Origin of the sequence: Sphingomonas desiccabilis, from assembly GCF_004135605.1 — a bacterium.
In the GTDB taxonomy this organism is placed as follows: Bacteria; Pseudomonadota; Alphaproteobacteria; order Sphingomonadales; family Sphingomonadaceae; genus Sphingomonas; species Sphingomonas desiccabilis.
The window spans coordinates 231,432-253,484 of sequence record NZ_SDPT01000003.1 but is presented as its reverse complement, the minus strand read 5'-3'; the positions used below and the strand labels follow the sequence as shown (position 1 = coordinate 253,484).

Annotated in this window: 24 protein-coding genes and 1 tRNA gene; 10 read left to right on the top strand and 15 right to left on the bottom strand. The window is 69.6% G+C overall.

The window, feature by feature from the left end; translation table 11 throughout:
• Nucleotides 1-13: 13 nt before the first annotated feature.
• Complete coding sequence (locus tag EO081_RS14840; protein ID WP_240697702.1) at nucleotides 14-754, top strand: cytochrome b/b6 domain-containing protein; 741 nt, start codon at nucleotides 14-16, stop codon at nucleotides 752-754.
• The gene (locus tag EO081_RS14835) at nucleotides 751-1,512 is read left to right on the top strand and encodes a molybdopterin-dependent oxidoreductase (protein ID WP_129342973.1); all 762 of its coding nucleotides are present in this window, start codon (nucleotides 751-753) and stop codon (nucleotides 1,510-1,512) included. The genes EO081_RS14840 and EO081_RS14835 overlap by 4 nt, the downstream gene beginning before the upstream one ends.
• A 4-nt stretch (nucleotides 1,513-1,516) precedes the next feature.
• Here the strand turns inward: EO081_RS14835 and EO081_RS14830 are convergent, their stop codons facing one another.
• The 4 genes from EO081_RS14830 to ftsE are packed head-to-tail and all read right to left on the bottom strand — an operon-like array spanning nucleotide 1,517 to nucleotide 4,342.
• A complete protein-coding gene (locus EO081_RS14830; RefSeq protein WP_183947985.1) occupies nucleotides 1,517-2,218 on the bottom strand; it encodes a lysophospholipid acyltransferase family protein in 702 nt (233 codons plus the stop codon).
• The gene (locus EO081_RS14825; protein ID WP_129342971.1) at nucleotides 2,215-2,754 is read right to left on the bottom strand and encodes a YdcF family protein; all 540 of its coding nucleotides are present in this window, start codon (nucleotides 2,752-2,754) and stop codon (nucleotides 2,215-2,217) included. The genes EO081_RS14830 and EO081_RS14825 overlap by 4 nt, the downstream gene beginning before the upstream one ends.
• The gene (locus EO081_RS14820; RefSeq protein WP_129342969.1) at nucleotides 2,751-3,632 is read right to left on the bottom strand and encodes a cell division protein FtsX; all 882 of its coding nucleotides are present in this window, start codon (nucleotides 3,630-3,632) and stop codon (nucleotides 2,751-2,753) included. The genes EO081_RS14825 and EO081_RS14820 overlap by 4 nt, the downstream gene beginning before the upstream one ends.
• Nucleotides 3,632-4,342, bottom strand: a complete 711-nt coding sequence (ftsE, locus tag EO081_RS14815) for a cell division ATP-binding protein FtsE (protein ID WP_129342967.1) — start codon at nucleotides 4,340-4,342, stop codon at nucleotides 3,632-3,634. The genes EO081_RS14820 and ftsE overlap by 1 nt, the downstream gene beginning before the upstream one ends.
• Nucleotides 4,343-4,493: 151 nt before the next feature.
• Between ftsE and EO081_RS14810 the strand changes: the two genes are divergently transcribed.
• Nucleotides 4,494-5,294 (top strand): MJ0042-type zinc finger domain-containing protein, encoded by an 801-nt coding sequence (locus EO081_RS14810; RefSeq protein ID WP_129342965.1) that lies wholly within the window; start codon nucleotides 4,494-4,496, stop codon nucleotides 5,292-5,294.
• On the opposite strand, the gene EO081_RS14805 is transcribed toward EO081_RS14810, so the two are convergent.
• Nucleotides 5,291-6,694, bottom strand: coding sequence for an MATE family efflux transporter (locus tag EO081_RS14805; protein WP_375781669.1), 1,404 nt, complete (start codon nucleotides 6,692-6,694; stop codon nucleotides 5,291-5,293). The genes EO081_RS14810 and EO081_RS14805 overlap by 4 nt on opposite strands.
• Before the next feature lie 207 nt (nucleotides 6,695-6,901).
• On the opposite strand from EO081_RS14805, the gene EO081_RS14800 reads away from it, so the two are divergent.
• Nucleotides 6,902-6,988 (top strand) — tRNA-Leu (locus tag EO081_RS14800).
• A 311-nt stretch (nucleotides 6,989-7,299) separates the two neighbouring features.
• Here EO081_RS14800 and EO081_RS14795 read toward each other — a convergent pair.
• From EO081_RS14795 to crtY, 4 genes are read right to left on the bottom strand one after another with little or no spacing between them, the layout of a single operon-like run.
• The gene (locus EO081_RS14795) at nucleotides 7,300-8,265 is read right to left on the bottom strand and encodes a phytoene/squalene synthase family protein (RefSeq protein WP_129342964.1); all 966 of its coding nucleotides are present in this window, start codon (nucleotides 8,263-8,265) and stop codon (nucleotides 7,300-7,302) included.
• Between the two features lie 5 nt (nucleotides 8,266-8,270).
• Nucleotides 8,271-8,852, bottom strand: coding sequence for an LOG family protein (locus tag EO081_RS14790; RefSeq protein ID WP_129342962.1), 582 nt, complete (start codon nucleotides 8,850-8,852; stop codon nucleotides 8,271-8,273).
• A 35-nt stretch (nucleotides 8,853-8,887) separates the two neighbouring features.
• On the bottom strand, nucleotides 8,888-10,366 hold the full coding sequence (locus tag EO081_RS14785; protein ID WP_129342960.1) for a phytoene desaturase: 1,479 nt from the start codon (nucleotides 10,364-10,366) through the stop codon (nucleotides 8,888-8,890).
• The gene (gene crtY, locus EO081_RS14780; RefSeq protein WP_129342958.1) at nucleotides 10,363-11,544 is read right to left on the bottom strand and encodes a lycopene beta-cyclase CrtY; all 1,182 of its coding nucleotides are present in this window, start codon (nucleotides 11,542-11,544) and stop codon (nucleotides 10,363-10,365) included. Before crtY ends, EO081_RS14785 begins: the two co-directional genes overlap by 4 nt.
• A gap of 104 nt (nucleotides 11,545-11,648) precedes the next feature.
• Here crtY and EO081_RS14775 point away from each other — a divergent pair, with 104 nt between their 5' ends.
• From EO081_RS14775 to EO081_RS14765, 3 genes are all read left to right on the top strand, one after another.
• Nucleotides 11,649-12,473: a sterol desaturase family protein gene (locus EO081_RS14775; RefSeq protein ID WP_221215123.1), complete on the top strand. Its 825-nt coding sequence runs from the start codon at nucleotides 11,649-11,651 to the stop codon at nucleotides 12,471-12,473.
• Nucleotides 12,406-12,828: a DUF2141 domain-containing protein gene (locus EO081_RS14770; RefSeq protein ID WP_129343330.1), complete on the top strand. Its 423-nt coding sequence runs from the start codon at nucleotides 12,406-12,408 to the stop codon at nucleotides 12,826-12,828. Before EO081_RS14775 ends, EO081_RS14770 begins: the two co-directional genes overlap by 68 nt.
• 70 nt (nucleotides 12,829-12,898) lie before the next feature.
• Nucleotides 12,899-13,771: a MipA/OmpV family protein gene (locus EO081_RS14765; RefSeq protein WP_240697701.1), complete on the top strand. Its 873-nt coding sequence runs from the start codon at nucleotides 12,899-12,901 to the stop codon at nucleotides 13,769-13,771.
• Nucleotides 13,772-13,835: 64 nt separating this feature from the next.
• Here the strand turns inward: EO081_RS14765 and nth are convergent, their stop codons facing one another.
• The 3 genes from nth to EO081_RS14750 all read right to left on the bottom strand — a co-directional run bounded on the left by nth (nucleotide 13,836) and on the right by EO081_RS14750 (nucleotide 15,679).
• Nucleotides 13,836-14,501, bottom strand: coding sequence for an endonuclease III (nth, locus tag EO081_RS14760; RefSeq protein WP_129342956.1), 666 nt, complete (start codon nucleotides 14,499-14,501; stop codon nucleotides 13,836-13,838).
• The gene (gene dapB, locus EO081_RS14755; protein WP_129342954.1) at nucleotides 14,498-15,226 is read right to left on the bottom strand and encodes a 4-hydroxy-tetrahydrodipicolinate reductase; all 729 of its coding nucleotides are present in this window, start codon (nucleotides 15,224-15,226) and stop codon (nucleotides 14,498-14,500) included. The genes nth and dapB overlap by 4 nt, the downstream gene beginning before the upstream one ends.
• Before the next feature lie 126 nt (nucleotides 15,227-15,352).
• Complete coding sequence (locus EO081_RS14750; RefSeq protein ID WP_240697700.1) at nucleotides 15,353-15,679, bottom strand: hypothetical protein; 327 nt, start codon at nucleotides 15,677-15,679, stop codon at nucleotides 15,353-15,355.
• A 122-nt stretch (nucleotides 15,680-15,801) separates the two neighbouring features.
• Between EO081_RS14750 and EO081_RS14745 the strand changes: the two genes are divergently transcribed.
• Nucleotides 15,802-16,506: an NAD-dependent deacylase gene (locus EO081_RS14745; RefSeq protein WP_129342952.1), complete on the top strand. Its 705-nt coding sequence runs from the start codon at nucleotides 15,802-15,804 to the stop codon at nucleotides 16,504-16,506.
• A gap of 3 nt (nucleotides 16,507-16,509) precedes the next feature.
• Here the strand turns inward: EO081_RS14745 and era are convergent, their stop codons facing one another.
• The 3 genes from era to lepB all read right to left on the bottom strand — a co-directional run bounded on the left by era (nucleotide 16,510) and on the right by lepB (nucleotide 18,957).
• A complete protein-coding gene (gene era, locus EO081_RS14740) occupies nucleotides 16,510-17,412 on the bottom strand; it encodes a GTPase Era (protein WP_129342950.1) in 903 nt (300 codons plus the stop codon).
• A gap of 70 nt (nucleotides 17,413-17,482) precedes the next feature.
• Nucleotides 17,483-18,214: a ribonuclease III gene (gene rnc, locus EO081_RS14735; RefSeq protein ID WP_129342948.1), complete on the bottom strand. Its 732-nt coding sequence runs from the start codon at nucleotides 18,212-18,214 to the stop codon at nucleotides 17,483-17,485.
• Nucleotides 18,151-18,957 (bottom strand): signal peptidase I, encoded by an 807-nt coding sequence (gene lepB, locus EO081_RS14730; protein ID WP_129342947.1) that lies wholly within the window; start codon nucleotides 18,955-18,957, stop codon nucleotides 18,151-18,153. The genes rnc and lepB overlap by 64 nt, the downstream gene beginning before the upstream one ends.
• 114 nt (nucleotides 18,958-19,071) lie before the next feature.
• Between lepB and pgi the strand changes: the two genes are divergently transcribed.
• Complete coding sequence (gene pgi / locus EO081_RS14725) at nucleotides 19,072-20,571, top strand: glucose-6-phosphate isomerase (protein WP_129342945.1); 1,500 nt, start codon at nucleotides 19,072-19,074, stop codon at nucleotides 20,569-20,571.
• 111 nt (nucleotides 20,572-20,682) lie between these two features.
• Complete coding sequence (gene gor / locus EO081_RS14720) at nucleotides 20,683-22,032, top strand: glutathione-disulfide reductase (protein ID WP_129342943.1); 1,350 nt, start codon at nucleotides 20,683-20,685, stop codon at nucleotides 22,030-22,032.
• The last annotated feature ends 21 nt before the right edge of the window (nucleotides 22,033-22,053 follow it).

The following is a 22,053-nucleotide window of genomic DNA, read 5'->3' as shown; positions in this document are numbered from 1 at the left end:
GGGCTACCCGCAGGTGCCCGCACCCTCTATCGTCCGGCGGGTGAGCCACCAGCCGCCCCGCGCCGTCTACCGCCACCGTCCGCTCACCCGGCTGTGGCACTGGGTCAACGCCGTGACGATCTTCGTGATGATCGGCAGCGGACTCATGATCCTGAACGCGCACCCCCAGCTCTATTGGGGCGAATATGGTGCGAACTTCGACCATGCCTGGATTCGCTTCGATCGGTTTCCCGGGTGGATCACCATCCCATCCACCTACAATCTCGCGCTGGCGCGCCGCTGGCACCTGTTCTTCGCGCTGGTGCTCGCGTTCGGATTGCTGATCTTCCTGATCGGCAGCCTCCTCAACCGCCACCTCCTTCGCGACCTCGCGATTCGCCGCGGCGAGCTGTCGCGCCGGCACCTCTGGGCGGATTTCCGCGCCCACCTCGCCTTCCGCTTCCACGATCCCGAAGCGCCGCGCGACTACAACAGCTTCCAGAAGCTCAGCTACATCGCGATCCTGTTCGTCGCCCTGCCGCTGGTCATCCTGACCGGCCTCACCCTGTCGCCCGGCATGAACGCGGCCTCGCCCTGGCTGCTCGACCTCTTCGGCGGCCGCGCCTCGGCCCGCTCGATCCACTTCCTGGCCGCCGCTGCCATCACGCTCTTCACGGTGGTCCACATGGTGCTGGTGATCCTGGCCGGCCCCGTCAACGAGGTCCGTTCGATGATCACCGGCTGGTGGCGCGTGCCCGAGGACGAACAGCCATGAGCCGCATCCTCACCCGGCGCCGGGTGCTGGCCGGCATGACCGTGGGCGCCGCTGGCCTCGTGTCCGGCTGCGACCAGCTGGGCGAGTCTCCCACCGTCCGCCGCCTGCTGTTCAAGGGCGAGGACGCGCAGCGCTGGCTCCAGCGCGGGCTCACCGCGCGCAACGCGCTGGCTCCCGAATACCGGCCCGACCAGCGCTCGCCGATCTTTCGCTCCAACGGCACCGCGCGACCCGACACGCCGGCCTATGCCACGCACGCGGCCAGCGGCTTCGCCGATTGGCGGCTGACGATCGACGGCTTGGTCGCGCGGCCGCTGTCGCTCTCGCTGGCGCAGATCCGCTCCATGCCGGCGCGCACCCAGATCACCCGCCACGACTGCGTGGAAGGGTGGAGCGCGATCGGCAAGTGGAGCGGCCCCCGCCTGTCACGCCTGCTCGACCTCGCCGGCCTTCGCGACCAGGCCCGCTATCTCGTCTTCCACTGCGCCGACCGGCTGGGCGGGCGCCCCTATTACGAGTCGATCGACCTCGTCGACGCCTTTCACCCGCAGACGATCCTCGCCTGGGCGATGAACGATGCGCTGCTGCCGGTCCCCAACGGCGCGCCGCTGCGCCTCAGGGTCGAGCGCCAGCTCGGCTACAAGCACGCCAAATACGTCGAGCGGATCGAGGCGGTGGCGAGCCTCGACGGCATCGCCGGCGGCAAGGGAGGCTTGTGGGAGGACATGGCCGACTACGACTGGTACGCCGGCATCTGACGGCTCAACCGGCCGAGAACGCCGGCTCCAGCGCGTTGATGCCCGCATGGACCCGCGCCTCGATCTCGGCGCGGGAGAGGCCGGCCGGGATCGGCGTGCCGAAGCGAATCGTGATGGTGCCCGCCCCTTTCACACCCTTGCGCGGCCACAGCGGCCCGCTGTCGAGCGCGACCGGCACCACGGGCATCGCCAGCGCCTTGTAGAGCCCCGCGAAGCCCGAGCGCAGCGGCGGCGTCTCGCCGGGCAGGACGCGGGTCCCCTCCGGGAAGATCAGCACCGCGCGGCCGGCGCGGCGCGCTTCCTTGGCCTCGCGCAGCATCGCGCGCAGCGCGTCGGCGCCGCCCGCCCGGTCGATGCCGATGCTGCCATAGCGCTGCGCCGCCCGGCCCCAGAGCGGGATCTGGGTCAGCTCGCGCTTCATCACGATCACCGGCGCGCCGATCCGCCAGGCAAGCTCCAGCGTCTCGAACATCGCCTGGTGCTTGGCCGCGAACAGGAAAGGCCCGTGGGGGATCTCCCCCTCGATCCGGACATGGATGTCGAGCAGCCAGCGGGCGAGTGCGCCCTGCGCCCGCGCCCACCCTTCCGCATGGCGCCGCAGCGCCCGTGGCCCCGCCAGCGCGACCAGCGGAGCGGCGAGGACGACGGGGATCGTGAGGCCATAGAAGAGGAGGTTGAACGCAAGCGTCCGCAGCCGCGCGATCATATGCCCAGCCCCAGCCACAGGACCACGCGCCGAACCAGATATTTGTTGTACTCGTCGAACAGGATGCCGAAGCGCGGCGTGCCCGGAACGGGATCGGCGATCACCTCCACCCGATCGTCCAAGGCGTGGCGAAGCTCCAGTGCGGCGCGTGCCATGTGCCAGTCGGACGTCACCAGCCGCACGGTGCCATAGCCGTGGGTCCGGACCCAGTTGGCGGTCTCGTCAGCGTTGGAGCGGGTATCGACCGCCTCATGGCCCAAGTCCACGCAGCAGGCGAACACCCGGGCCGGCACCTTGTACGCGGCCGCCAGCTCACCCGGCCGTACGTCCGGGTCGACGCCGGTGACCAGCATCCGCTTGGCCTTGCCCGCGCGCACGACCGCAAGGCCGCGGTCGATCCGGCCCGGCGCGCCGGTCGGCACGACCACCGCGTCGGTCACCAGCCCGTCCGGTGCCGGGCGGGGCAGCGCGACGGTGAACAGCGCGAAGCCCAGCACCCAGGCGATCAGCACCACCGAGAACAGCCGCCAGATCACAGCACCTGCCCCAGCGCGCGCAGCACCGCGATGCGCGCGGCGACCATCGCCAGCAGCATGAAGGCGATCGGCGTGGCGACGATCAGCAGCCAGTCGGCCGTCGACAGCGCGAGCCCGGCGAGCACCTGCGACTCCAGCCCGCCGATCTGCAGCCCCACCACCAGCACGACCGCGAGACCTGCGACGGTACCGATCAGCCCGCCCGTCAGCGTGTCGACGGCGATCCGCTGCTGGAACAGGCGGGCAATCTGGACATCGGTGGCGCCGAGCATGTGGAGGATGTCGATGGTCCCGCGGTGCGTGTCCAGTCCCGCACGCGCGGAAAGCAGCACGACCGCAGCCGTCGCGGTCGCCATCACCGCCACCAGGCCGAACGCGACCCATCCCAGCGTGCGCAGGAACCCCCGCACCGGTGCCAGCCAGCTCGCGTGCCAGTCGACCCGGGCAGCCGGCGTGGCGGCGTGGGCGATGCGCGTCACCGCCGCAACCGCCGTGTCGTCGCTCTGCCGCAGGTCCACGTCCACCATCGCCGGGATCGGCAGGTCGGCATCCAGCCCCGCGTCCCCTAGCCACGGCCGCATCAGCTCGGCCAGTTCGGTCCGGTCCACTTCCACGGCCCGCGCCACCACCGGCGCGGTGCGCAGCCCGGCGAGCAGCCGTGCGACCGCGGCATCGCGCTTAGCGGCGTCCGCCTCCACCACCTGCACGGTCAGCCGGCCGGCGAGCTGCCGGTCCAGCGCACTGCCGGCACTTGCGACCGACAGGCCCATGGCTGCCGCCAGCACCGTCAGGAAGATCATGATGGCCATGATCCACACCATGGTGCGCCGTCCCTGCCGGTCGCCCAGCAGGCGCCGATCGCTTGCGCGCATCGCCATCAGCGCGCCCCGTCGGAAGCGGGCGGGAAGCGCATCTGGCCGGTCGGGTCGATCAGCTTGCCCCGCTCCAGCCGCATCATGCGCGCAGCCGGGATCCGCTGGAGCAGCTCATAGTCGTGGGTCGCCACCACCACCGTGGTCCCCAGCCGGTTGAGCGAGTCGAACAGGTGCAACAGCCGCTCGGCCATGTCGGGATCGACGTTGCCGGTCGGCTCGTCCGCCACCAGGATCTCGGGCCGGCCGATCACGGCGCGCGCGATCGCGATGCGCTGCTGCTCGCCGCCCGACAGGGTCGGGGGCGGTGCGTCGGCCCGGTCGGAAAGCCCGACCCAGGCGAGCATCTCGTTGACGGGCACCGCCACGTCCGCCTCCGGCACGCCCGCGACGCGCAGCGGCAATGCGATGTTGTCATAGGCCGACAGGTGCGGGACGAGGCGGAAGTCCTGGAACACCACGCCGATCCGCCGGCGAAAGCCGGGCAGGCGCGCGCGCGGCAGCGTCACCGCATCCTCGCCGAACAGACGGATCACGCCCCGGCTCGGCCGCTGGGCGAGGTAGAGCAGCTTCAGCAGCGAGGTCTTGCCCGCACCCGACGGGCCGGTGAGAAAATAGAAGGAGCCCGTCGTCAGCGTGAAGCTCACGTCCGACAGCGTCTCTGCCCCGTTGCCGTAGCGAAGGCCGACATTCTCAAACTGTACGATATTGGCCATCGCCGGCGCCGGCCACCCCGTCTGAAGCTTCGCGGGCGCCGCCATCGCACAGCCGCCGGACCTGCTCAAGCCGGGGACGCTGCTGCACCCTTGCCAGCACGGCTTTCCGCATGCTTAGGATCGCTATGCCCAGATCGGAATTGCCGCGTCGATGATCCTCGAGTGCACCCAATGCCACATGCGCTATGTGGTGCCCGACCATGCGATCGGGCCGGACGGACGCACCGTGCGCTGTGCCAGCTGCAAGCACAGCTGGTTCCAGCGCCCGCCGCTGCTGGACCTGGCCGCGGCGGATGCACTTCCCGAACAGGACCCAGCACCAGCCGCGGCAGCGTCCCCCCCGGTGGCCGAGCCGGTCGCCGCCCCCGCACCGGCCGTACCATCCGCACCCGCACCCGCAGCGCAAGCGACCCCGCCCGCGGCCGTTCAGCCTTCGCACCGCTACGTCGATCCGGAGGGCGAGCGTGCCGAGCGGGGCGAGCCGCGCCGCTACGACGCCTTTGCGCCGCGCCCGCCGTTCCGGCCGCGCCGCAACCCGTTCCGCCGCTGGACCGCGGCCGCCGTCGCCGCCAGCCTCGCGATGCTCATCGGCATCGCCGCCATCCTCTATCTCGGCACGCCCGGGATCGCTGCCAAGGTCGGTCTCCCGATCGGCAAGATCGAAACGCCGCTGCTGTTCGCCGACAAGCAGATCGAGCGCCGCAACCTGTCGAGCGGCAACGAGCTGTTCGCCATTTCCGGCAAGGTCGTGAACCCCACCGGCGAGCGCCAGCGCGTGCCCGATATCCGCGTCGACCTGAAGGATCAGCAGGAGCGCGTCGTCTACAGCTGGACGATCACGCCGTCGCAGCGCGAACTGGGGCCCAGCGGCACCATCCTGTTCAACTCGGCAAAGCTCGACGTCCCGGCGAACTCCAAGATGCTCGAACTGAGCTTCGTGAACGGCCTCTAGGGAACGCCGCCGGGCCGCGACGGTCCCGGAGCCTCGACCATACGGCGCGCGAGCTGTGCGAGCCGCGCGCCGTGCAGCAGCGCCGCCACCAGCATGCCGAGGCCCGAGGCCCAGGCGAGCGCCAACGGGCCGACGCCGGCCGCGACCAGCAGCCAGCCGGCACCGCCGGTGACCACGAAGAAGGCGAGGATGCTGTTGGCGCCCGCCATCACCTGATCGCCGAGCGCCCGCAGCGTATAGACCAGCACCACCTGCACCCCGTCGAACAGGATGAAGGGCGCCCAGCGCAGCAGCATGGCGCCCGCCAGCAGGTGCACGTCGCCCGTCGCCGGGAACAGCCCGGTGATCCAGCCCGCGGACAAGAGCAGCACCAGCGCGAGCAGCCCGGTCGCGGCGGCGGCCAGAAGGGCAGCGACCACGCCCCGCCGGATGGCGCGGTGCGGCACCCCCTCCCCCACGCCGTTGCCGGCGCGTACGCCTGCAGCCGAGCCCAGCCCGAGCGCCACCGCAAAGGTGACGTTGTGGATCGAGAACACGATCTGGAAGGCGTGGGCCGTCGCCGCGCCAAGCTGGGTCGAAAGGCCGATCAGCACCGCGAAGCCGACCAGCTCCAATCCGGAGGCGATCGCCGGCACGAGCCCGAAGCCGAGCAGCGCGCGCACGCCCGACCAGCGCGGCGCCGCCTCTCCGCGCCAGCGGCCGACGTGGCGCACCGCCCCGTCCGGCAGCCGCAGGACGCATGCGAGCAGGACGATCGCCCCGATCGCCGAGGCGATCGCGGTGGCCGCCGCGGCGCCGACCGCGCCCAGCGCCGGCAGCCCCAGATGCCCGCCGACCAGCGCCCAGGCGAGCAGCGCGTTGATCGGCAGCACGCCCAGGTTCACCGCGGTCACCACTCGGGGGCGGCTGATACCCTCCAGGAAGAAGCTCGCGGCGATGGTGAGCAGCTGAAAGGGATAGGCGAACGCCATGGCGCGCACCACCGCCGCCGCTGCCGGCGCAAGATCGGGCGAGACCCCGAGCAGGCGCAGCAACGGCTCGGCAAAGGCGAGCAGCACGCCGCCGCTGGCGAGGCCGAGCAGCAGCGCCGCCAGCAGCCCCTCGTGCAGCACCCGGCCGGTCGCGGGCAGGTCGCGGGCACCATCCGCGCGGGCGGCGAACACCAGCACGCCCGACAGCCAGCCGAGGACCACGACGATGCCGACGAAGGTCAACGACCGGCTCGCCCCCAGTGCCGCCACCTCCTCCGTGCCCGCCAGGCCGACGACGACCACGTCCGTCACATGGAGCAGCGTCCAGTTGAGGCTCGTGAGCATCACCGGCCAGGCGAGCGCCAGCAGCCGGCGAACCTCGGAACTTGGCGCAAGAGCATTGGGGGCGGCAGCGGGGATCAGGGGCACAAGCTACTCGAGGGCAAGAGGCGACGGACGAAGTCCTAGCGGCGGGTTCGGCAAAGCGGAACGCCCGGCGCCCCGTCTGCGTCCGTCAAAAAGATGCTCCGGTGCACCATCCGCTGCAGGAAAATCGCGAAGTCGGTTGCATGCCGCCGAATCGACTGCTAGGGGCGCTCGCCTACCAGCCGGGGGTTCTCCCCACGGTGTTCATGTGCGGTCGTGGCGGAACTGGTAGACGCGCAACGTTGAGGTCGTTGTGGCCGAAAGGCCGTGGAAGTTCGAGTCTTCTCGACCGCACCACAACTGCTCCGGTTCCCAGGCTCAGGCCGGGAACCGGGTGGCAGCTCTCCTTCTCCTAGAGCAACCATCGTCATCCTGACGGAAGTCAGGATCCATTGCCGCTGCGGCTGGGGTCGCGAACGGTGCGCATCTGGATGCCAGCCGTTGCTGGCATGACAAGGATGTGGGCAAGTCCGACGATGATCCGCTGTGGTCCAACAGCGCCGATCAACGCGCGATGAGGTACGGACGTTGAGGAGAGGCGCGAATCCGTCGCCTCAGCCGTGCTCCTGCGCAGGGGCTCCGGATCGACACCGGCGGCATCAGCCCCCTCACCCCTGGCGCGGACGCGTCCACAGCTCCGGATCGCGCGGGCGTCGCGGGTAGCGCCGCGCCCGCCCCTGCGCCGCCGCAAAGGCGCGCGCGATCGCACCCAGCTTCTCGGCCTTGGAGGTGGTCACCCGGTGATCCCAGGCATGCTCGCCGCGCGCGCGCACCGCGCGGCCGATGCCGCCGTAAATGTCGGCCGCCGCCAGCACTGCCCAAGCGGCGCGGAACGGCAGCGCCGGCGTCCCCTCGCGCGCGCTCGCCTCATAGCGTTCGGCCTGGTCGACCAGCCGGCGCGCCAGCATCGCGACGCGCGGCCGGAACGGCGGCTTCATATGCTCGCCGGGCGGCACGTCGATCTCGACCAGCCATTCGACCGGCAGGTAGCAGCGGTCGGCCGCGGCATCCTCCGCCAGGTCGCGCGCGATGTTGGACAGCTGGAACGCGATGCCGAGGTCGCAGGCCCGGTCGAGCGTGTCCTGGTCGGCCGGATCGACCCCCATCACCACCGCCATCAGGCATCCGATTGCGCCAGCGACATGGTAGCAATAGCGGTAGAGATCGTCCTCGCTGCGCGGGCGCCACTCCTCGGCATCGAGCGCGAAGCCGGCGATCACGTCGCGGATCAGCGCATGCGGCAGCCGTGCCTCGGCGGCCACAATGCGCAGCGCGTCGAATGCCGGGTCGCCGACCCATTCGCCGGCCAGCGCTGCGTTCGTCTTCGCGGTGATCTCGGCCAGCCGCTCGGGAGCATCCGCAACCGCGGTCATGCCGTGGCCGAGTTCCTGCCCGTCCGCCAGGTCGTCGCACGCCCGCGCCCAGGCATAGAGCAGCCAGGCGCGTTCCCGCGTCCGCCGATCGAATAGCCGGCTCGCGGCCGCGAAGCTCTTCGATCCCCCTGCAATCGTCTCGCGCGCAGTGGCGACGATCGCATCGCGGCTCGGACGGTCGGGATGCGCCGCGACGGACACGGAAGTTACAGCTCGCTGCTCGACATGGAAAAGATCGGCCGCGCGACCTTGTGCCCGGCCATGCGGTCGAGCAGCGCATCGAGCTGGTCGTCGATCAGCAGGATGTCGCGGTGCATCGGCCGCAGGAAACCGACCTCCGCCATCTTATCCACGAAGGCGATCAGCCCGTCGTAATAGCCCGCCACGTTGAGCAGCCCTACCGGCTTGCTGTGGTAGCCGAGCTGCGCCCAGCTCATGGCCTCCCACAGCTCGTCCATGGTGCCGGTGCCCCCGGGGATGGTGACGAAGCCGTCCGACAGGTCGGTGAACGCCTGCTTGCGCTGGTGCATGGTCTCGACGACGTGGAGCTCGGTGCAGCCGCGGTGCGCGACCTCGGCATTGACGAGCGCGGTCGGGATCACGCCGATCACCTCGCCGCCCGCCTCCAGCGCGCCGTCGGCGACCGCGCCCATCAGCCCCAGCCGGCCGCCGCCATAGACGACGCCGATGCCGCGCTCGGCGAGGGTGCGGCCGACGAAGCGCGCGTTGTCGATGTAGACGGGGTCCGACGGGGTCGCCGAACCGCAATAGATGGCCAGTCGCTTCACGTGATTTGTCCTTGGAATGTCGACGCAGCCGCGCGTCAGCGGCCGCGTTCCAGCATCAGCGAGGCGGTCGCCTTCGCGCTTCCCACCACCCCCGGGATGCCGGCGCCCGGATGCGTGCCCGCCCCGACGAAATAGAGGTTGGGGATATGGTCGTCGCGGTTGTGCGCGCGGAAGAAGGCGCTCTGCGTCAGGATCGGCTCCAGCGAGAAGGCCGAGCCCAGATGCGCGTTGAGGTCCTTTGCGAAATCGGGCGGCGCATAGCTGAACTTGGTGACGATCCGCTCGTGGATGTCCGGGATCAGCCGGCGGCCGACCTCGTCCAGGATGCGCTTCTCGTACATCGGGCCGATGGTGTCCCAGTCGATCGGCAGCTTGCCCATGTGCGGCACCGGCGCCAGCGCATAAAAGGTTGAATGCCCCTCCGGCGCCAGGCTCGGGTCGGTGACGGTCGGGTGATGGAGGTAGAGCGAGAAATCCTCCGACAGCACGCCGTGGTCGTAGATGTCGGACAACAGCCCCTGATAGCGCGGGCCGAACAGGATCATGTGGTGCGGAATGCCCGGCCACGTGCCCTTGATGCCGAAGTGGACCAGGAACAGCGAGGGCGAGAAGCGCTTCTTCTCCAGCCGTGCCGTCGTCCGCCGCGCGCTTCGGGAGTTGCGCAGCAGCTCCTTGTAGCTGTGCATCAGGTCGGCGTTGCTCGCCACCGCGTCCGACGCGATGCGCCTGCCGCTGCGGGTGACGACGCCGGTCGCATGGTCGCCCAGCGTCTCGATCTCGGTCACCGGATCGCCCAGGATCAGCGTGCCGCCCAGCCGCTCGAACAGCGCGACCATGCCCGACACCAGCTGGTTGGTACCGCCCTTGGCGAACCACACGCCGCCGTCGCGCTCGAGCTTGTGGATGAGCGCATAGATCGCACTGGTGGTGCTGGGGTTGCCGCCGACCAGCAGCGTGTGGAAGCTCAGCGCCTGGCGTAGCTTCTCGTTCTTCACGAAGGTCGAGACCATCGCGTAGACCGATCGCCACGCCTGATACTTCGCCAGCGCCGGCGCCGCCTTCAGCATCGAGCGGAAGTCGAGGAACGGCTTGGCGCCGAGCTTCACATAGCCTTCCTCGTACACGCCCTTGGCGTATTCCAGAAAGCGCGCGTAGCCCTCGACGTCCTGCGGATCGAGCTTGGCGATCTCGGAACGCAGCGACACATCGTCGTTGGAATAGTCGAAGTTGGTGCCGTCGGCCCAGTTGAGCCGGTAGAAGGGCGTCACCGGCTCCAGCGTGACGTCCCACGCCATCTCGTGGCCCGACAGCTGCCACAGCTCGCGCAGGCAGTCGGGATCGGTGATGACGGTCGGCCCCGCGTCGAAGGTGAAGCCGTCGCGCTCGAACACATAGGCGCGCCCGCCGGCCTTTTCGCGGCCCTCGATCAGCGTCGTCTCGACCCCGGCGGATTGCAGGCGAATGGCGAGCGCCAAGCCGCCGAATCCTGCGCCGATCACCGTTGCCGTTCTCAAGTCCGTTTCTCCCGGCCGCCAGCCTGCATGTCCCAAATCGCCCGTATCGCGCGTGCCACCGGGACCGGCGGCTTGCCGGCGAGCACACGTGCCTTGTCCGTCCAGTTCGACCGACCGGCATAGAAGCGGCCGATCAGCCCCGCGTCCAGCCGATAGAAGCGTTCCAGCACGCGATAGCGCGCCTCCGGCTTCGCTGCCCGAAACAACATCGCGGTAAGCATGCGGTAGAATCCCCGCTCGCCCCATGTCGTGCGCGCAAGGCCGTGCGTCAACTCGGCCAGGGCCGCGGCGGAGAGATCGGGCGCCGCCGCCACGGCAGACGCCATGCGCACCGCGTCGGGCAGCGAATAGCCGGTCAGCGGGTGGAACAGCCCGGCCCGCATCCCCGCCTTGGCGACCGGCGGGGTGGAGCTCCAATAGCTGTCGAAGTCACCCCCGAACGCGACCGGCAGCACGCCGCGCTCCTCGCGCGCCACCTCGGCGATGCGCCAGCCTTGCCCCTCGGCATAGGCACGGATCCGCTCGCGCAGCACCGCCGCGTCGATCTCGGGCCCGTCGCTGTAATAGGTGTCCTCGACGAACATCCGGTCGGGGGCGAGCGGCAGGCAGTAGACGAAGCGATAGCCGTCCAGCTGTTCGACGCGCGCGTCCATGACGGTCGGGCGGGTGTGCCCGTGCGGCCGTTCCAGCACCAGCTCCTGCCCGACGAACTTCTGCCACCCGCATTTCAGGAGCGACAGGTCGCCGGGTCCGCGGCAGTCGATCACCGCCCCCGCCTCGATCCGCGCGCCGTCGTCCAGCACGACGCCCGTCGCACTCGCCTCCAGCACGCGCCGGCCGGTGAGCAGCGCCTCTGCCGGCAGAGCCGCCCGCAGCACCGCGTCCAGCCGCTCCGACTCCACGCTGTTGTAGGCGGCGTCGAGCGTGCGGGCGTGGCCGGGGAAGGCGACGTCATAGCCCTGCCAGCGGTGCCCCACGACCGGCTCCAGGATCCAGCGATCCCCTGCCGCGACGTCGCTGTCGAAGAACGACCAGAGGTGGTTGCCGCCGAACCGTTCGCCCGCCTCCACCAGCTGCAGCGACAGCTCCGGCCGGCGCTCGGCCAGCGCCAGCGCGATCAGCCCGCCGGCGAGTCCCCCGCCCAGGATCGCCAGGTCGCAGTGATGATGGGTCGGCATGCCCTTCGCCTAGCCGAGCTTCCGGCGCGGTGAAAGGGCGCGCGGCACCCGATCGGACTGCGCGCGCCATGGCGCCGGGACGCCGGAACCGCTACAGCCCGCCCATGTCGATCGCCCTCGCCATCCTGCTGTCCGCGCTCGCGATGACCGCGATCGTCGGCGTGCGCTATCTGCTGGCGTCCGGCGGCTTCGCGTTCGCGACCCGGCTGCGCCAGCCCGGCCTCTATCGGGGACTCGACCGGCAGATCGCCAAGGAGATCCGCTGGAGCCTGATCTCGGCCGCCATCTACGGCATCCCCGCCGGCATCGTCGCCTGGGGCTGGCAGAACCGCGGCTGGACGCGGATCTACACCGACGTGCACGACCGCCCCCTGTGGTGGCTGCCGCTGTCGGTGCTGCTCTATCTCTTCGCGCACGACACCTGGTTCTACTGGAGCCATCGCTGGATGCACCGCCCTCGCGTGTTCCGGGTGGCGCATGCGGTCCACCACGCCAGCCGCCCGCCGACCGCCTGGGCAGCGATGGCGTTCCACCCGATCGAGGCGCTGACCGGCGCCTTCGTCATCCCACTGCTGGTGTTCCTGATCCCGATCCATGTCGGCGCCCTGGCAGTGGTACTGACGGTGATGACGGTGATGGGCGTGACCAATCACATGGGGTGGGAGATCTTCCCCCGCGCCGTCTGGGCAGGGCCACTCGGCGGCTGGCTGATCACGGCCAGCCACCATCAACGCCATCATCAGCGCTACGGCTGCAATTTCGGCCTGTACTTCCGCTTCTGGGATCGGCTCTGCGGGACCGATGACGGACTGGGCAGCTTTGGAAAGACGAGGAATGATCATTCAGGCGCACGCAGCGGCGATGCGGTTCGGCACGGGGGCAGCGGCGCTGCTGCTGCTGACGGGGGCCACGCCGATCACCGAGCTTGAAGTCACCCTCAGCCACCTGCGGTCTTCCAAGGGCATGATCCGGTTATGCGTGACCGCGAACCCCAAGAGCTTCCCCGGCTGTGCCAAGGACGCGCATGCCGTCACGCGCTCCGTTCCGGCCAGCGAGCAGGTGATTCGGGTGCAGGGGCTTGTGCCGGGCACCTATGCGGTGTCGGTGATCCACGACGAGAACGGCAACGGCAAGCTCGACACCTTTGCCGGCATCCCGCGCGAAGGCTTCGGCTTTTCCAACAACCCGGGGCTCGGCTTCGGGCCGCCGCGCTTCGCCGCGGCGCAGTTCTCGCTCGCCGGTGATGCCGATCGGCAACAGGTGAAGATCCGATATTTGTTTTGAGCCGAGCCGCGGGAGCCAAGGCCCGGGAACAGCGTTACGCTGCGGCAACATTCCATAAAGGCACCTGTCCTTGGTCACGACCTTCCGCACCGCCTCTGCCGCGCTGGCACTTTCCCTCTGCGCCCTCGCCACTGCCCCCGCGCTGGCGCAGGACGGCGATCCCGCGGCCATCCGGAACACCGATGACGGCGGCGATTTCGCGATGGTCGGCCTGGGGGCCGCGATCCTTCCGGACTATGAAGGCTCGGACGACTACAGCGTCTCGCCGATCCCCGCCGCGATCGGCCGCGTCTCGGGCTTCAACTTCATGCTCGCCGGCAACCGGCTGAGCGTCGACCTGATCCCCGACAATTTCGGTCCCGGCATCGATTTCCAGGCGGGTCCGGTCGCCGCGCTCAACCTCAACCGCGCGAGCACCAAGGGGATCGACGACGATCGCATCAAGGCACTCGGCAAGCGCAAGGCCGCGATCGAGCTCGGCGGCTATCTCGGCATCGCCAAGACCGGCGTCATCACCAGCGAGTTCGACCGCGTTTCCTTCTCCGCCAGCTATCGCAAGGGCGTGACGGGAGCACATTCGGCCGGCATCTTCACCCCGACGGTCAGCTATCTGACCCCGCTCAGCACGAAGTCGATCGTCAGCGTCTTCGTCTCGGCCGAGCGCGCCGAGCGCGGCTACGCGCGCAGCTACTTCGGCATCAACCCGCAGCAGAGCGAAGACAGCGGGCTTCCCGTCTTCAACGCGCGCGGCGGCTGGAAGAACTGGACGCTGGGCGGCGCCGGAGCCGTGTCGCTGACGGGCGACCTGCGCAACGGCCTGCAGGCGTTCGGCGGCGTCGTCTATCGCCGCATGCTCAACGACTTCGCCCAGAGCCCCGTCACCCGCATCGCGGGCGACCGCGACCAGTGGCTGGGCTCGGTCGGCCTGGCCTACAGCTTCTGACGAGCTTGGGAGAGCCCCGGCTGCCGGTCTGCACGGACCGGCAGCCGAGTGGGGCTCCGAAAGCTCAGGCGGCAGCGACGGCCTTGCGGTTCGCGGGCGGCGGCGTCTTGGGCTTGTAGGCGCACAGGTCGACCACCGGGCAGCGCCAGCATTCCGGGGTCCGCGCCTTGCACACATACCGCCCGTGCAGGATTAGCCAGTGGTGCGCGTGCAGCCGGAACGGCTGCGGCGTCACCCGGTCGAGCACCAGTTCCACCGCGAGCGGCGTCTTGCCCTTGGCCAGGCCCGTGCGGTTGCCAACGCGGAAGATATGGGTGTCCACGGCGAACGTCTCGGCCCCGAAGGCGACGTTCATCACCACGTTCGCGGTCTTGCGCCCGACGCCGGGCAGCTTCTCCAGCGCCTCGCGGCTCGCCGGAACCTTGCCGCCGTGGTCGGCGATCAGCGCCTGCGACAGCGCGATGACGTTCTTGGCCTTGGTGTTGAACAGGCCGATGGTCTTGATGTGCTCCTTCAGCCCCGCCTCGCCGAGCGCCACCATCTTCTCCGGCGTGTCGACTTCGGCGAACAGCCGGCGCGTCGCCTTGTTGACGCCCGCGTCGGTCGCCTGTGCCGAGAGCACCACCGCCACCAGCAGGGTGAAGTCGTTCACCGATTCCAGTTCGGTCTCGGGATGCGGATTGGCCTCGGCCAGCCGCCGGCAGAACTCGAAGACGTCCGCCCGCTTCAAAGACCCAGCACCGCATCCATGCTGTAGCGCCCCGGCGCCTGCTGCACGAGCCACTGCGCCGCCTTCACCGCACCGCGCGCAAAGATCGCGCGGTCGTCGGCGCGATGGCCCAGTTCGATCCGCTCGCCCTCCCCCGCAAAGATCACCTGGTGGTCGCCCACCACGCGCCCGCCGCGCAGCGCCGCGAAGCCGATCGTGCCCTGCGCCCGTGCGCCCACCAGTCCGGCGCGGCCGACGACGCCGACTTCCGACATCTCGACGCCCATGCCCTTGGCCGCGGCCTCGCCCAGCATCAGCGCCGTGCCCGAGGGCGCATCCACCTTCATGCGGTGATGCATCTCGACGATCTCGATGTCCCAGTCGGGCCCGAGCCGCTCGGCCGCCTCCCGGACCAGCCGCGACAGCAACGCCACGCCCAGGGAGGTGTTGCCCGTCTGCAGGATGGGGATCTCCTCGGCTGCCGCGTCGATCAGCGCGTGCTGCGCGCGCGACAGGCCGGTGGTGCCGATCAGGATCGGGGTCGCCGTAGCGCGGGCGGCCGCGATGTGGGCATCCACGGCGACGGCGGCGGAGAAATCCACCAGGACGTCGGCCTTGCGGGCGATGCCCTCGGGGTTCTCGCCGGCATCCGCGCCACCGGCAAAGGTCGCGCCCAGTTCCGGGATGACGGCGGCGATCGCCTGTCCCATGCGACCGAGCCGCCCATAGATGCCGATGCTTGCCATTCTGCTCCGCCTTGCTGTGCCCGGCTGCCCAACGCGCGTCGGGAGCACCGGCTCCGGCTCAGGCCGGTTCGCGGCTCATGGCAGAAAGGCGCCGCCCCCGACAAGCGGAAGCCGCGGCGAATCGGATCAGGCCGCGACGTGCGCGACCGGTGCTTCGGCGTATTTCGGATCGTCAGGATTGAACTCGGGGAACGGCGTGAACAGGCGCGAGGTCAGCGCGACGCCGTTCAGCCCGGCGAGCTTAAAGGTCCCGAGCTTCGCCACCTTGGGCGCGCCGCCGGCACGCTCCACCGTGACGGCATCGACGTGCAGGTCGCCATGCTTGGTCCACAGCATGTGGGGCGCCAGCAGCATGTCCATGTTGTTGTACACCACCGACACGCAGATGCGCTGCATCATCGCGAAACGCAGGATGTCGCTGATGCTCGCGCGGTCTTCTTGGGTGTCGCTCACGGGGGTGGAACGGGCTAGTTCAAGCATTTGTTGCATTGCGGCACGCAGCTAGTCGTACGCCGCCACCGCTTCAAGCGGCTTTGTGGATTGGCGGCTGTCCCGTCCCGGGGCTAGATCGCCCCATGCACGCCATCCGCACCATCGTCGTCCTCACCGGCGCCGGCCTTTCCGCCGAAAGCGGCCTCGCGACCTTCCGCGGACCCGGCGGCCTGTGGGAGGGACATCGGGTCGAGGATGTCTGCACGCCGGAGGCGCTGGCGCAGGATCCGACGCTGGTCCACCGCTTCTACGACATGCGGCGGGAGGCGCTCGACACGGTGAGGCCCAACGCCGCGCACCAGGCGCTGGCACGGCTCGATGCCCGATGGCCGGGCGAGCTGCTGATCGTCACCCAGAACGTCGACGACCTGCACGAGCGCGCCGGTGCGCAACGGCTGCTCCACATGCACGGCGCGTTGCGCTCTGCCCTGTGCGCCGCCTGCGGCACGCGGATGCCGCACGCCGGCTCGCTGCCTCCGGGCACCGATTGCCCGAGCTGCGGGGCGGCGGCGCTGCGCCCGGACATCGTCTTCTTCGGCGAGATGCCGTACGGCATGGATCGCATCGAGGCGGCGCTCGCGGACGCCGACCTGTTCGTCTCGATCGGCACCTCCGGCGCGGTCTATCCCGCCGCCGGCTTCGTCCAGATGGCCGCGCACTTCGGCGCCGCCACCCTGGAGCTCAACCTCGAGCCCTCGTCCGGCAGCCACTGGTTCGAGAAAAGCCGCCGCGGCCCGGCGACGCGGCTGGTGCCCGAATGGGTGGAGGAAGTGCTCGCCGGGCGCTGAGCCTCACTCCACCCAGTCGAGGCCGATGTCGCGGTAGAGGGTGCGGTCCTCCTCCCAGTCGGGCTTGACCTTGACGTGGAGGTAGAGGTGGACGCGCACGCCCATCAGCGTCTGGAGCTCGGCACGGGCCTTGGCGCCGATTTCCTTGATGCGGGTCCCGCCCTTGCCCAGCACGATCGCGCGCTGGCTCTCGCGGCCGACCAGGATCTGCTGGTGGATCTCGACCGAGCCGTCGTCGCGCTCCTTGTAGAGCTCGGTATCGACCGCGATCGCATAGGGCAGCTCGGCATGGAGCTGGTGGTAGATCTGCTCGCGGGTCATCTCCGCCGCCAGCATCCGATCGGTCGCGTCGGAGACCTGGTCCTCCGGGAAATGCCAGGGCCCTTCCGGCATGCGCGCGGCGAGCGCCGCCTTGAGCTCCGGCACGCCGTCGCCGGTCTGGGCGCTCACGAAGAAGGTCTCGTCGAAGCCGAGCTGTTCGTTCAGCCGCGCGGCATGCGTCAGCAGGCGCGGTTTGTCGGCGATGTCGACCTTGTTGAGGATCAGCAGCTTGGGCTCGCGGCGATGGGCGAGCCGCTCCGCGATGTCGGTGATCTTGGGGCCGAGCCCCCCCTTCGCATCCACCACGAAGGCGATAGCATCCGCACCTTCCGCGCCTTCCCAGGCGGCGGCGACCATGGCGCGGTCGAGGCGGCGGCGGGGATCGAAGATGCCGGGCGTGTCGACCAGCAGCAGCTGCGTGTCGCCCCCGATGGCAATCCCCATCAGGCGGGTGCGCGTGGTCTGCGCCTTGGCGCTGGTGATCGCGACCTTCTGGCCGACCATCGCGTTGACGAGCGTCGACTTGCCCGCATTGGGGGCGCCGACCACGGCAACGAGGCCACAGCGTTGGGTGGAGGAGTTCATATGCGAGCCTAAATGCTAAGAGAGAAATTGTGGGCCGCAAGGCCGGGCCGTGCAAGCCGCCGCTGTCGTGTCAACGCTCCAGCTGGCGCAACAGCGCCTTGGCGGCGGCGGTTTCCGCCTCCTGCTTGGACGTACCCTGCGCGGATGCCTCGGCGAGCTTGCCGATGGACACCTTGACCGTGAATCGCGGCGCGTGGCCGGGTCCCGAGCGGTCGACCACCGTATATTCCGGGGGGCGCCGGTCGTTTGCGGCGGCCCATTCCTGAAGCGCGGACTTGGGGTGCTTGGGCGCCCGCACCTGCGTCTCGATGCGATCGGCCCAGATCCGGCGCACGAAGCCGCGCGTCGCCTCCAGCCCCGCCTCCAGGTAGAAGGCGCCGATCAGCGCCTCCATCACGTCCCCCAGCACGTTGTCGCTCTGCGTCGCGCCGTCGTCGCGCGCCTGCTTGCCCAGCCGCAGGTGCGGCACCGTGCCCAGTTCGCGCGCCAGTTCGGCGCATACGGCACCCGTCACCAGCGCGTTGATCCGCCGCGACAGCTTGCCCTCCGGCTCGTCCGGGAACCGCTCGAACAGCCACTCCGCCATCAGCAGACCGAGCACGCGGTCTCCCAGGAACTCCAGCCGCTCGTAGCTCTCGCCGGCATGGCTGCCATGCGTGACCGCCCGTTCGAACAGCGGCAGCGGCAGGTCGTCGCGGCCGAAGGTGGCGGCGATCCAGGGGGCGAGCGGGGGCGTGCTCAGAAGCCTTCCCCGATCCGATCGAAGCGCGCGGCGCTGACCCAGGTCCAGGGCAGCAGCCATTGCGCGCTGCCGTCGGTCGACCAGAAGTTGACCACCGCCTTGCCCTCCAGATTCTCCATCGGCACGAAGCCGATGCCCTGGTTGGGCATCGTGGGGAAGCGGCTGTCGGCGCTGTCGTCGCGGTTGTCGCCCATCAGGAAGACATGTCCCGCAGGAACGGTGTAGACGCCGGTGTCGTCGGCCGGTGTCTCCGCCTGATCGAGCACGCGATAGCGCTTGCCGTTGGGGAGCGTCTCCTCGAACTGCGGAAAGCGGCAGATCGGCTTGCCGGCCGCGTCCTCGTCCTGGAACTCGAACTGGCAGCCGAAGTTCGGCGACACCGGCAGCACGAAGTCGGCGATGCGCTGCTTCGGGACCGGCTTTCCGTTCAGGAACAGCTGGCCGTGCTGCATCTGCACGCGGTCGCCGGGCAGGCCGATCACGCGCTTGACCCAATTGTCCTCGGCCGTCGGCGGCGCCTTGAACACCACCACGTCGCCACGATCGGGCGTGCTCGGGAAGATGCGGCCCGGGATCAGCGGCAGGCTCCACGGCAGGCTGTGGCGCGAATAGCCGTAGTTCCACTTGGTGATGAACAGATAGTCGCCGATCAGCAGCCGCGGGAGCATCGAGCCCGACGGGATGTTGAAGGGCGAGAAGAAGAAGCTGCGGATCACGAACACGAAGATCGCGAGCTTCACGAAAAACAGCACCGTCTCGCGCAGTTCGGAGCGCTGGTGACGGGCGGCGGGTTTGCTGGCCATGGCGCCTGCTCTGCGGGCGACTCCTGCCCACGTCAACCCAGGCTGTTGGGGAGTAGCGGAGCGGCCTGTGCCGCGCTAGGTCGCGCGACACGTACGGCTTGAAGGAGAAAACGCATGACGGACACCGCCTGGCAGGCCGTGGAGGCATTGGCGCCCAAGCGCCTGAGCGAGCTGTTCGCGGCCGAGCCCGACCGGCTCGAGGCGTTGACGCTCGACGTCGCCGGCATTCATTTCGACTGGTCCAAGACCCACCTCGATGCAGCGGGGCTGCAGGCGTTCGCACAGCTGGCCGACGCCGCGGGCCTGGCCGCGCGCCGGGACGCGCTGTTCGCGGGCGAGCCGGTCAACGTGACCGAGGGCCGCGCCGCCGAACACGCAGCACAACGCGGAGAAGGCCATCCGGAGAGCGTCGCCCAGGCCCGCGGCTTCCACGCCCGCATGCGCGCGCTGATCGATGCGATCGAGGCGGATGCCCTGGGGCCGATCCGGCACGTGCTGCACATCGGCATCGGCGGCTCGGCGCTCGGTCCCGACCTGCTCATGGACGCACTCGGCCGCGATTCGGACCGCTACGACGTGGCGATCGTCTCGAACGTGGACGGCGTGGCGCTGGAGGAAGCGATCGAGGACTTCGATCCCGATGCGACCCTGCTGGTGATCGCGTCCAAGACCTTCACCACCACCGAGACGATGCTCAACGCGGAGAGCGCGATCGGCTGGATGACCGAGAGTGGCGTCGCCGACCCCTATGGCAAGGTGATCGCGCTGACCGCCAATCCCGAGCAGGCGATCGAATGGGGTGTCGACGAGACCCGCGTGCTGCCCTTCTCCGAAAGCGTCGGGGGCCGCTATTCGCTGTGGTCGTCGATCGGCTTCCCGGCCGCGATCGGCCTTGGATGGGACGTGTTCGAGGAGCTGCTGGAGGGCGCGGCCGAGATGGACCGCCACTTCCGCCTGGCCGAGCCGCTGCGCAATGCCCCGGTGCTCGCGGCCTTCGCCGACCTCTACTACAGCCAGGTCCGCAAGGCCGAGACCCGCGCCACCTTCGCCTATGACGAGCGGCTACGCCTGCTCCCCGCCTATCTCCAGCAGCTTGAGATGGAGTCGAACGGCAAGCGCGTGACCGCGGAAGGGCAGCCCGTCACCCGCCCGACCGCGCCGATCACCTGGGGCGGCGTCGGCACCGATGCGCAGCATGCGGTGTTCCAGCTGCTCCACCAGGGCACCCACCTGGTGCCCGTCGAGTTCGTCGCCGCGATCGAGCCGGGCGATGCGCTCAGCGAGGCGCACCACCGCCAGCTGCTGCTGAACGCGCTCGCCCAGGGTGCGGCGCTGATGGCCGGGCGCGACAACGAGGACCAGGCGCGCGCCTATCCGGGCGACCGTCCGTCGTCGACGCTGCTGCTCGACCGGGTCGACGCCCGCACGCTGGGCGCGCTGATCGCCTTCTACGAGCACCGCACCTTCGTGAGCGCGGCGCTGCTGGGCATCAACCCGTTCGACCAGTTCGGTGTCGAGCTCGGCAAGGAAATGGCCAAGGCGGCGGACAAGGGCGGCCAGGCGTTCGACGCTTCGACCACCGATCTTCTGCGGCGCGCAGGGCTCGCCGACTGATCGAACCAGGCGATCGGCGTGAGGGAGGCGTTGCGCCACCCTTGCGCCGATCCCGCGTTATAGAGGCAGTTTCTTCGCGCCCTTGCGCGCACCTTCCTGCAGGCGATCATCATGGCAGACTATGACTACGACCTCTTCGTCATCGGTGCCGGCTCCGGCGGCGTGCGCGCCGCGCGCGTCTCCGCCGCCCATGGCGCCAAGGTGGCGATCGCCGAGGAGTATCGCGTCGGCGGCACCTGCGTGATCCGCGGCTGCGTGCCCAAGAAGCTGCTGGTCTATGGCGCGCACTTCGCCGAGGACCTGCGCGATGCCAAGCAGTTCGGCTGGGACGTGCCGGAGCCGTGCAACTTCAGCTGGCCGCGGCTGCGCGACAACGTCTTGCGCGAGGTCGACCGGATCAACGGCGCCTATACCGCCACGCTGACCAATCACGGCGTCGAGATCCTCGAGGAGCGGGCGACGGTCTCCGGCCCCAACCAGGTAACGCTCGCGTCCGGCCGTACCGTCACCGCGGGCAGGATTCTGATTGCGGTGGGAGCACGTCCGGCGATCCCCGCCTGCCCCGGCCATGAGCATGGCATCACCTCCAACGAGGCGTTCCACCTAGATGCGGTGCCCAAGCGCATCCTGATCGCGGGCGCCGGCTATATCGCGAACGAATTCGCCGGGATCTTCAACGAGTTCGGCAGCAAGGTGACGCTGATCAACCGCACCGACGTGATCCTGCGCGGCTATGACGAGTCGATCCGCGACCGGCTGCTCCAGATCTCGATGCTCAAGGGCATCGACTTCCGCTTCCACGCCGAGTTCGAGGGCATCGAGAAGGGCGAGGACGGCTGCCTCACCGTCACCATGTCCAACCACGAGCCGATCACCGTCGACTGCGTGATGTTCGCCACCGGCCGCGTTCCCAACACCGACGGGCTGGGGCTGGAAACGGCCGGAGTCGCGCTGGACGACAAGGGGGCGATCAAGGTCGACGAGGACAGCAGGTCGACCTGCGACAGCATCTATGCGGTGGGCGACGTTACCAACCGCGTGCAGCTGACCCCGGTCGCCATCCGCGAGGGGCAGGCGTTTGCGGACACCCAGTTCGGCGGCAAGCCGCACCGCGTCGACTATGAGAACATCCCGGCGGCCGTGTTCAGCCATCCGCCGATGGCCGGCGTCGGCATGACCGAGGCACAGGCCAAGACCAAGCTCGGCTCGGTAAAGGTCTATCAGTCGGACTTCCGCGCGATGAAGAACGTGCTCGCCGGCCGCAACGAGCGGGCGCTCTACAAGATGATCTGCGAGAGCGAGACCGGCCGGGTCGTGGGGCTGCACATGATCGGCCCGGACTCCCCCGAGATCCTGCAGGCGGCCGCCATCGCGGTGAAGGCCGGGCTGACCAAGGACGACTTCGACCGGACCGTCGCGCTGCACCCCAGCATGGCCGAGGAACTGGTGCTGATGCGCTGAGGCGGCGCCTCCTGGCCCGCT

What these genes read in the sequence shown, in the direction of transcription:
- EO081_RS14835 (WP_129342973.1), top strand. Translation starts at nt 751, where the DNA reads ATGAGCCGCATCCTCACCCGGCGCCGGGTGCTGGCCGGCATGACCGTG.
- EO081_RS14830 (WP_183947985.1), bottom strand. Translation starts at nt 2,218, where the DNA reads ATGATCGCGCGGCTGCGGACGCTTGCGTTCAACCTCCTCTTCTATGGC.
- EO081_RS14820 (WP_129342969.1), bottom strand. Translation starts at nt 3,632, where the DNA reads ATGGCGATGCGCGCAAGCGATCGGCGCCTGCTGGGCGACCGGCAGGGA.
- ftsE (WP_129342967.1), bottom strand. Translation starts at nt 4,342, where the DNA reads ATGGCCAATATCGTACAGTTTGAGAATGTCGGCCTTCGCTACGGCAAC.
- EO081_RS14810 (WP_129342965.1), top strand. Translation starts at nt 4,494, where the DNA reads ATGATCCTCGAGTGCACCCAATGCCACATGCGCTATGTGGTGCCCGAC.
- crtY (WP_129342958.1), bottom strand. Translation starts at nt 11,544, where the DNA reads ATGCCGACCCATCATCACTGCGACCTGGCGATCCTGGGCGGGGGACTC.
- EO081_RS14775 (WP_221215123.1), top strand. Translation starts at nt 11,649, where the DNA reads ATGTCGATCGCCCTCGCCATCCTGCTGTCCGCGCTCGCGATGACCGCG.
- EO081_RS14770 (WP_129343330.1), top strand. Translation starts at nt 12,406, where the DNA reads ATGCGGTTCGGCACGGGGGCAGCGGCGCTGCTGCTGCTGACGGGGGCC.
- dapB (WP_129342954.1), bottom strand. Translation starts at nt 15,226, where the DNA reads ATGGCAAGCATCGGCATCTATGGGCGGCTCGGTCGCATGGGACAGGCG.
- EO081_RS14745 (WP_129342952.1), top strand. Translation starts at nt 15,802, where the DNA reads ATGCACGCCATCCGCACCATCGTCGTCCTCACCGGCGCCGGCCTTTCC.
- era (WP_129342950.1), bottom strand. Translation starts at nt 17,412, where the DNA reads ATGAACTCCTCCACCCAACGCTGTGGCCTCGTTGCCGTGGTCGGCGCC.
- rnc (WP_129342948.1), bottom strand. Translation starts at nt 18,214, where the DNA reads ATGGCTGCTGCCCTGGACCTGGGTCAGCGCCGCGCGCTTCGATCGGAT.
- lepB (WP_129342947.1), bottom strand. Translation starts at nt 18,957, where the DNA reads ATGGCCAGCAAACCCGCCGCCCGTCACCAGCGCTCCGAACTGCGCGAG.
- pgi (WP_129342945.1), top strand. Translation starts at nt 19,072, where the DNA reads ATGACGGACACCGCCTGGCAGGCCGTGGAGGCATTGGCGCCCAAGCGC.
- gor (WP_129342943.1), top strand. Translation starts at nt 20,683, where the DNA reads ATGGCAGACTATGACTACGACCTCTTCGTCATCGGTGCCGGCTCCGGC.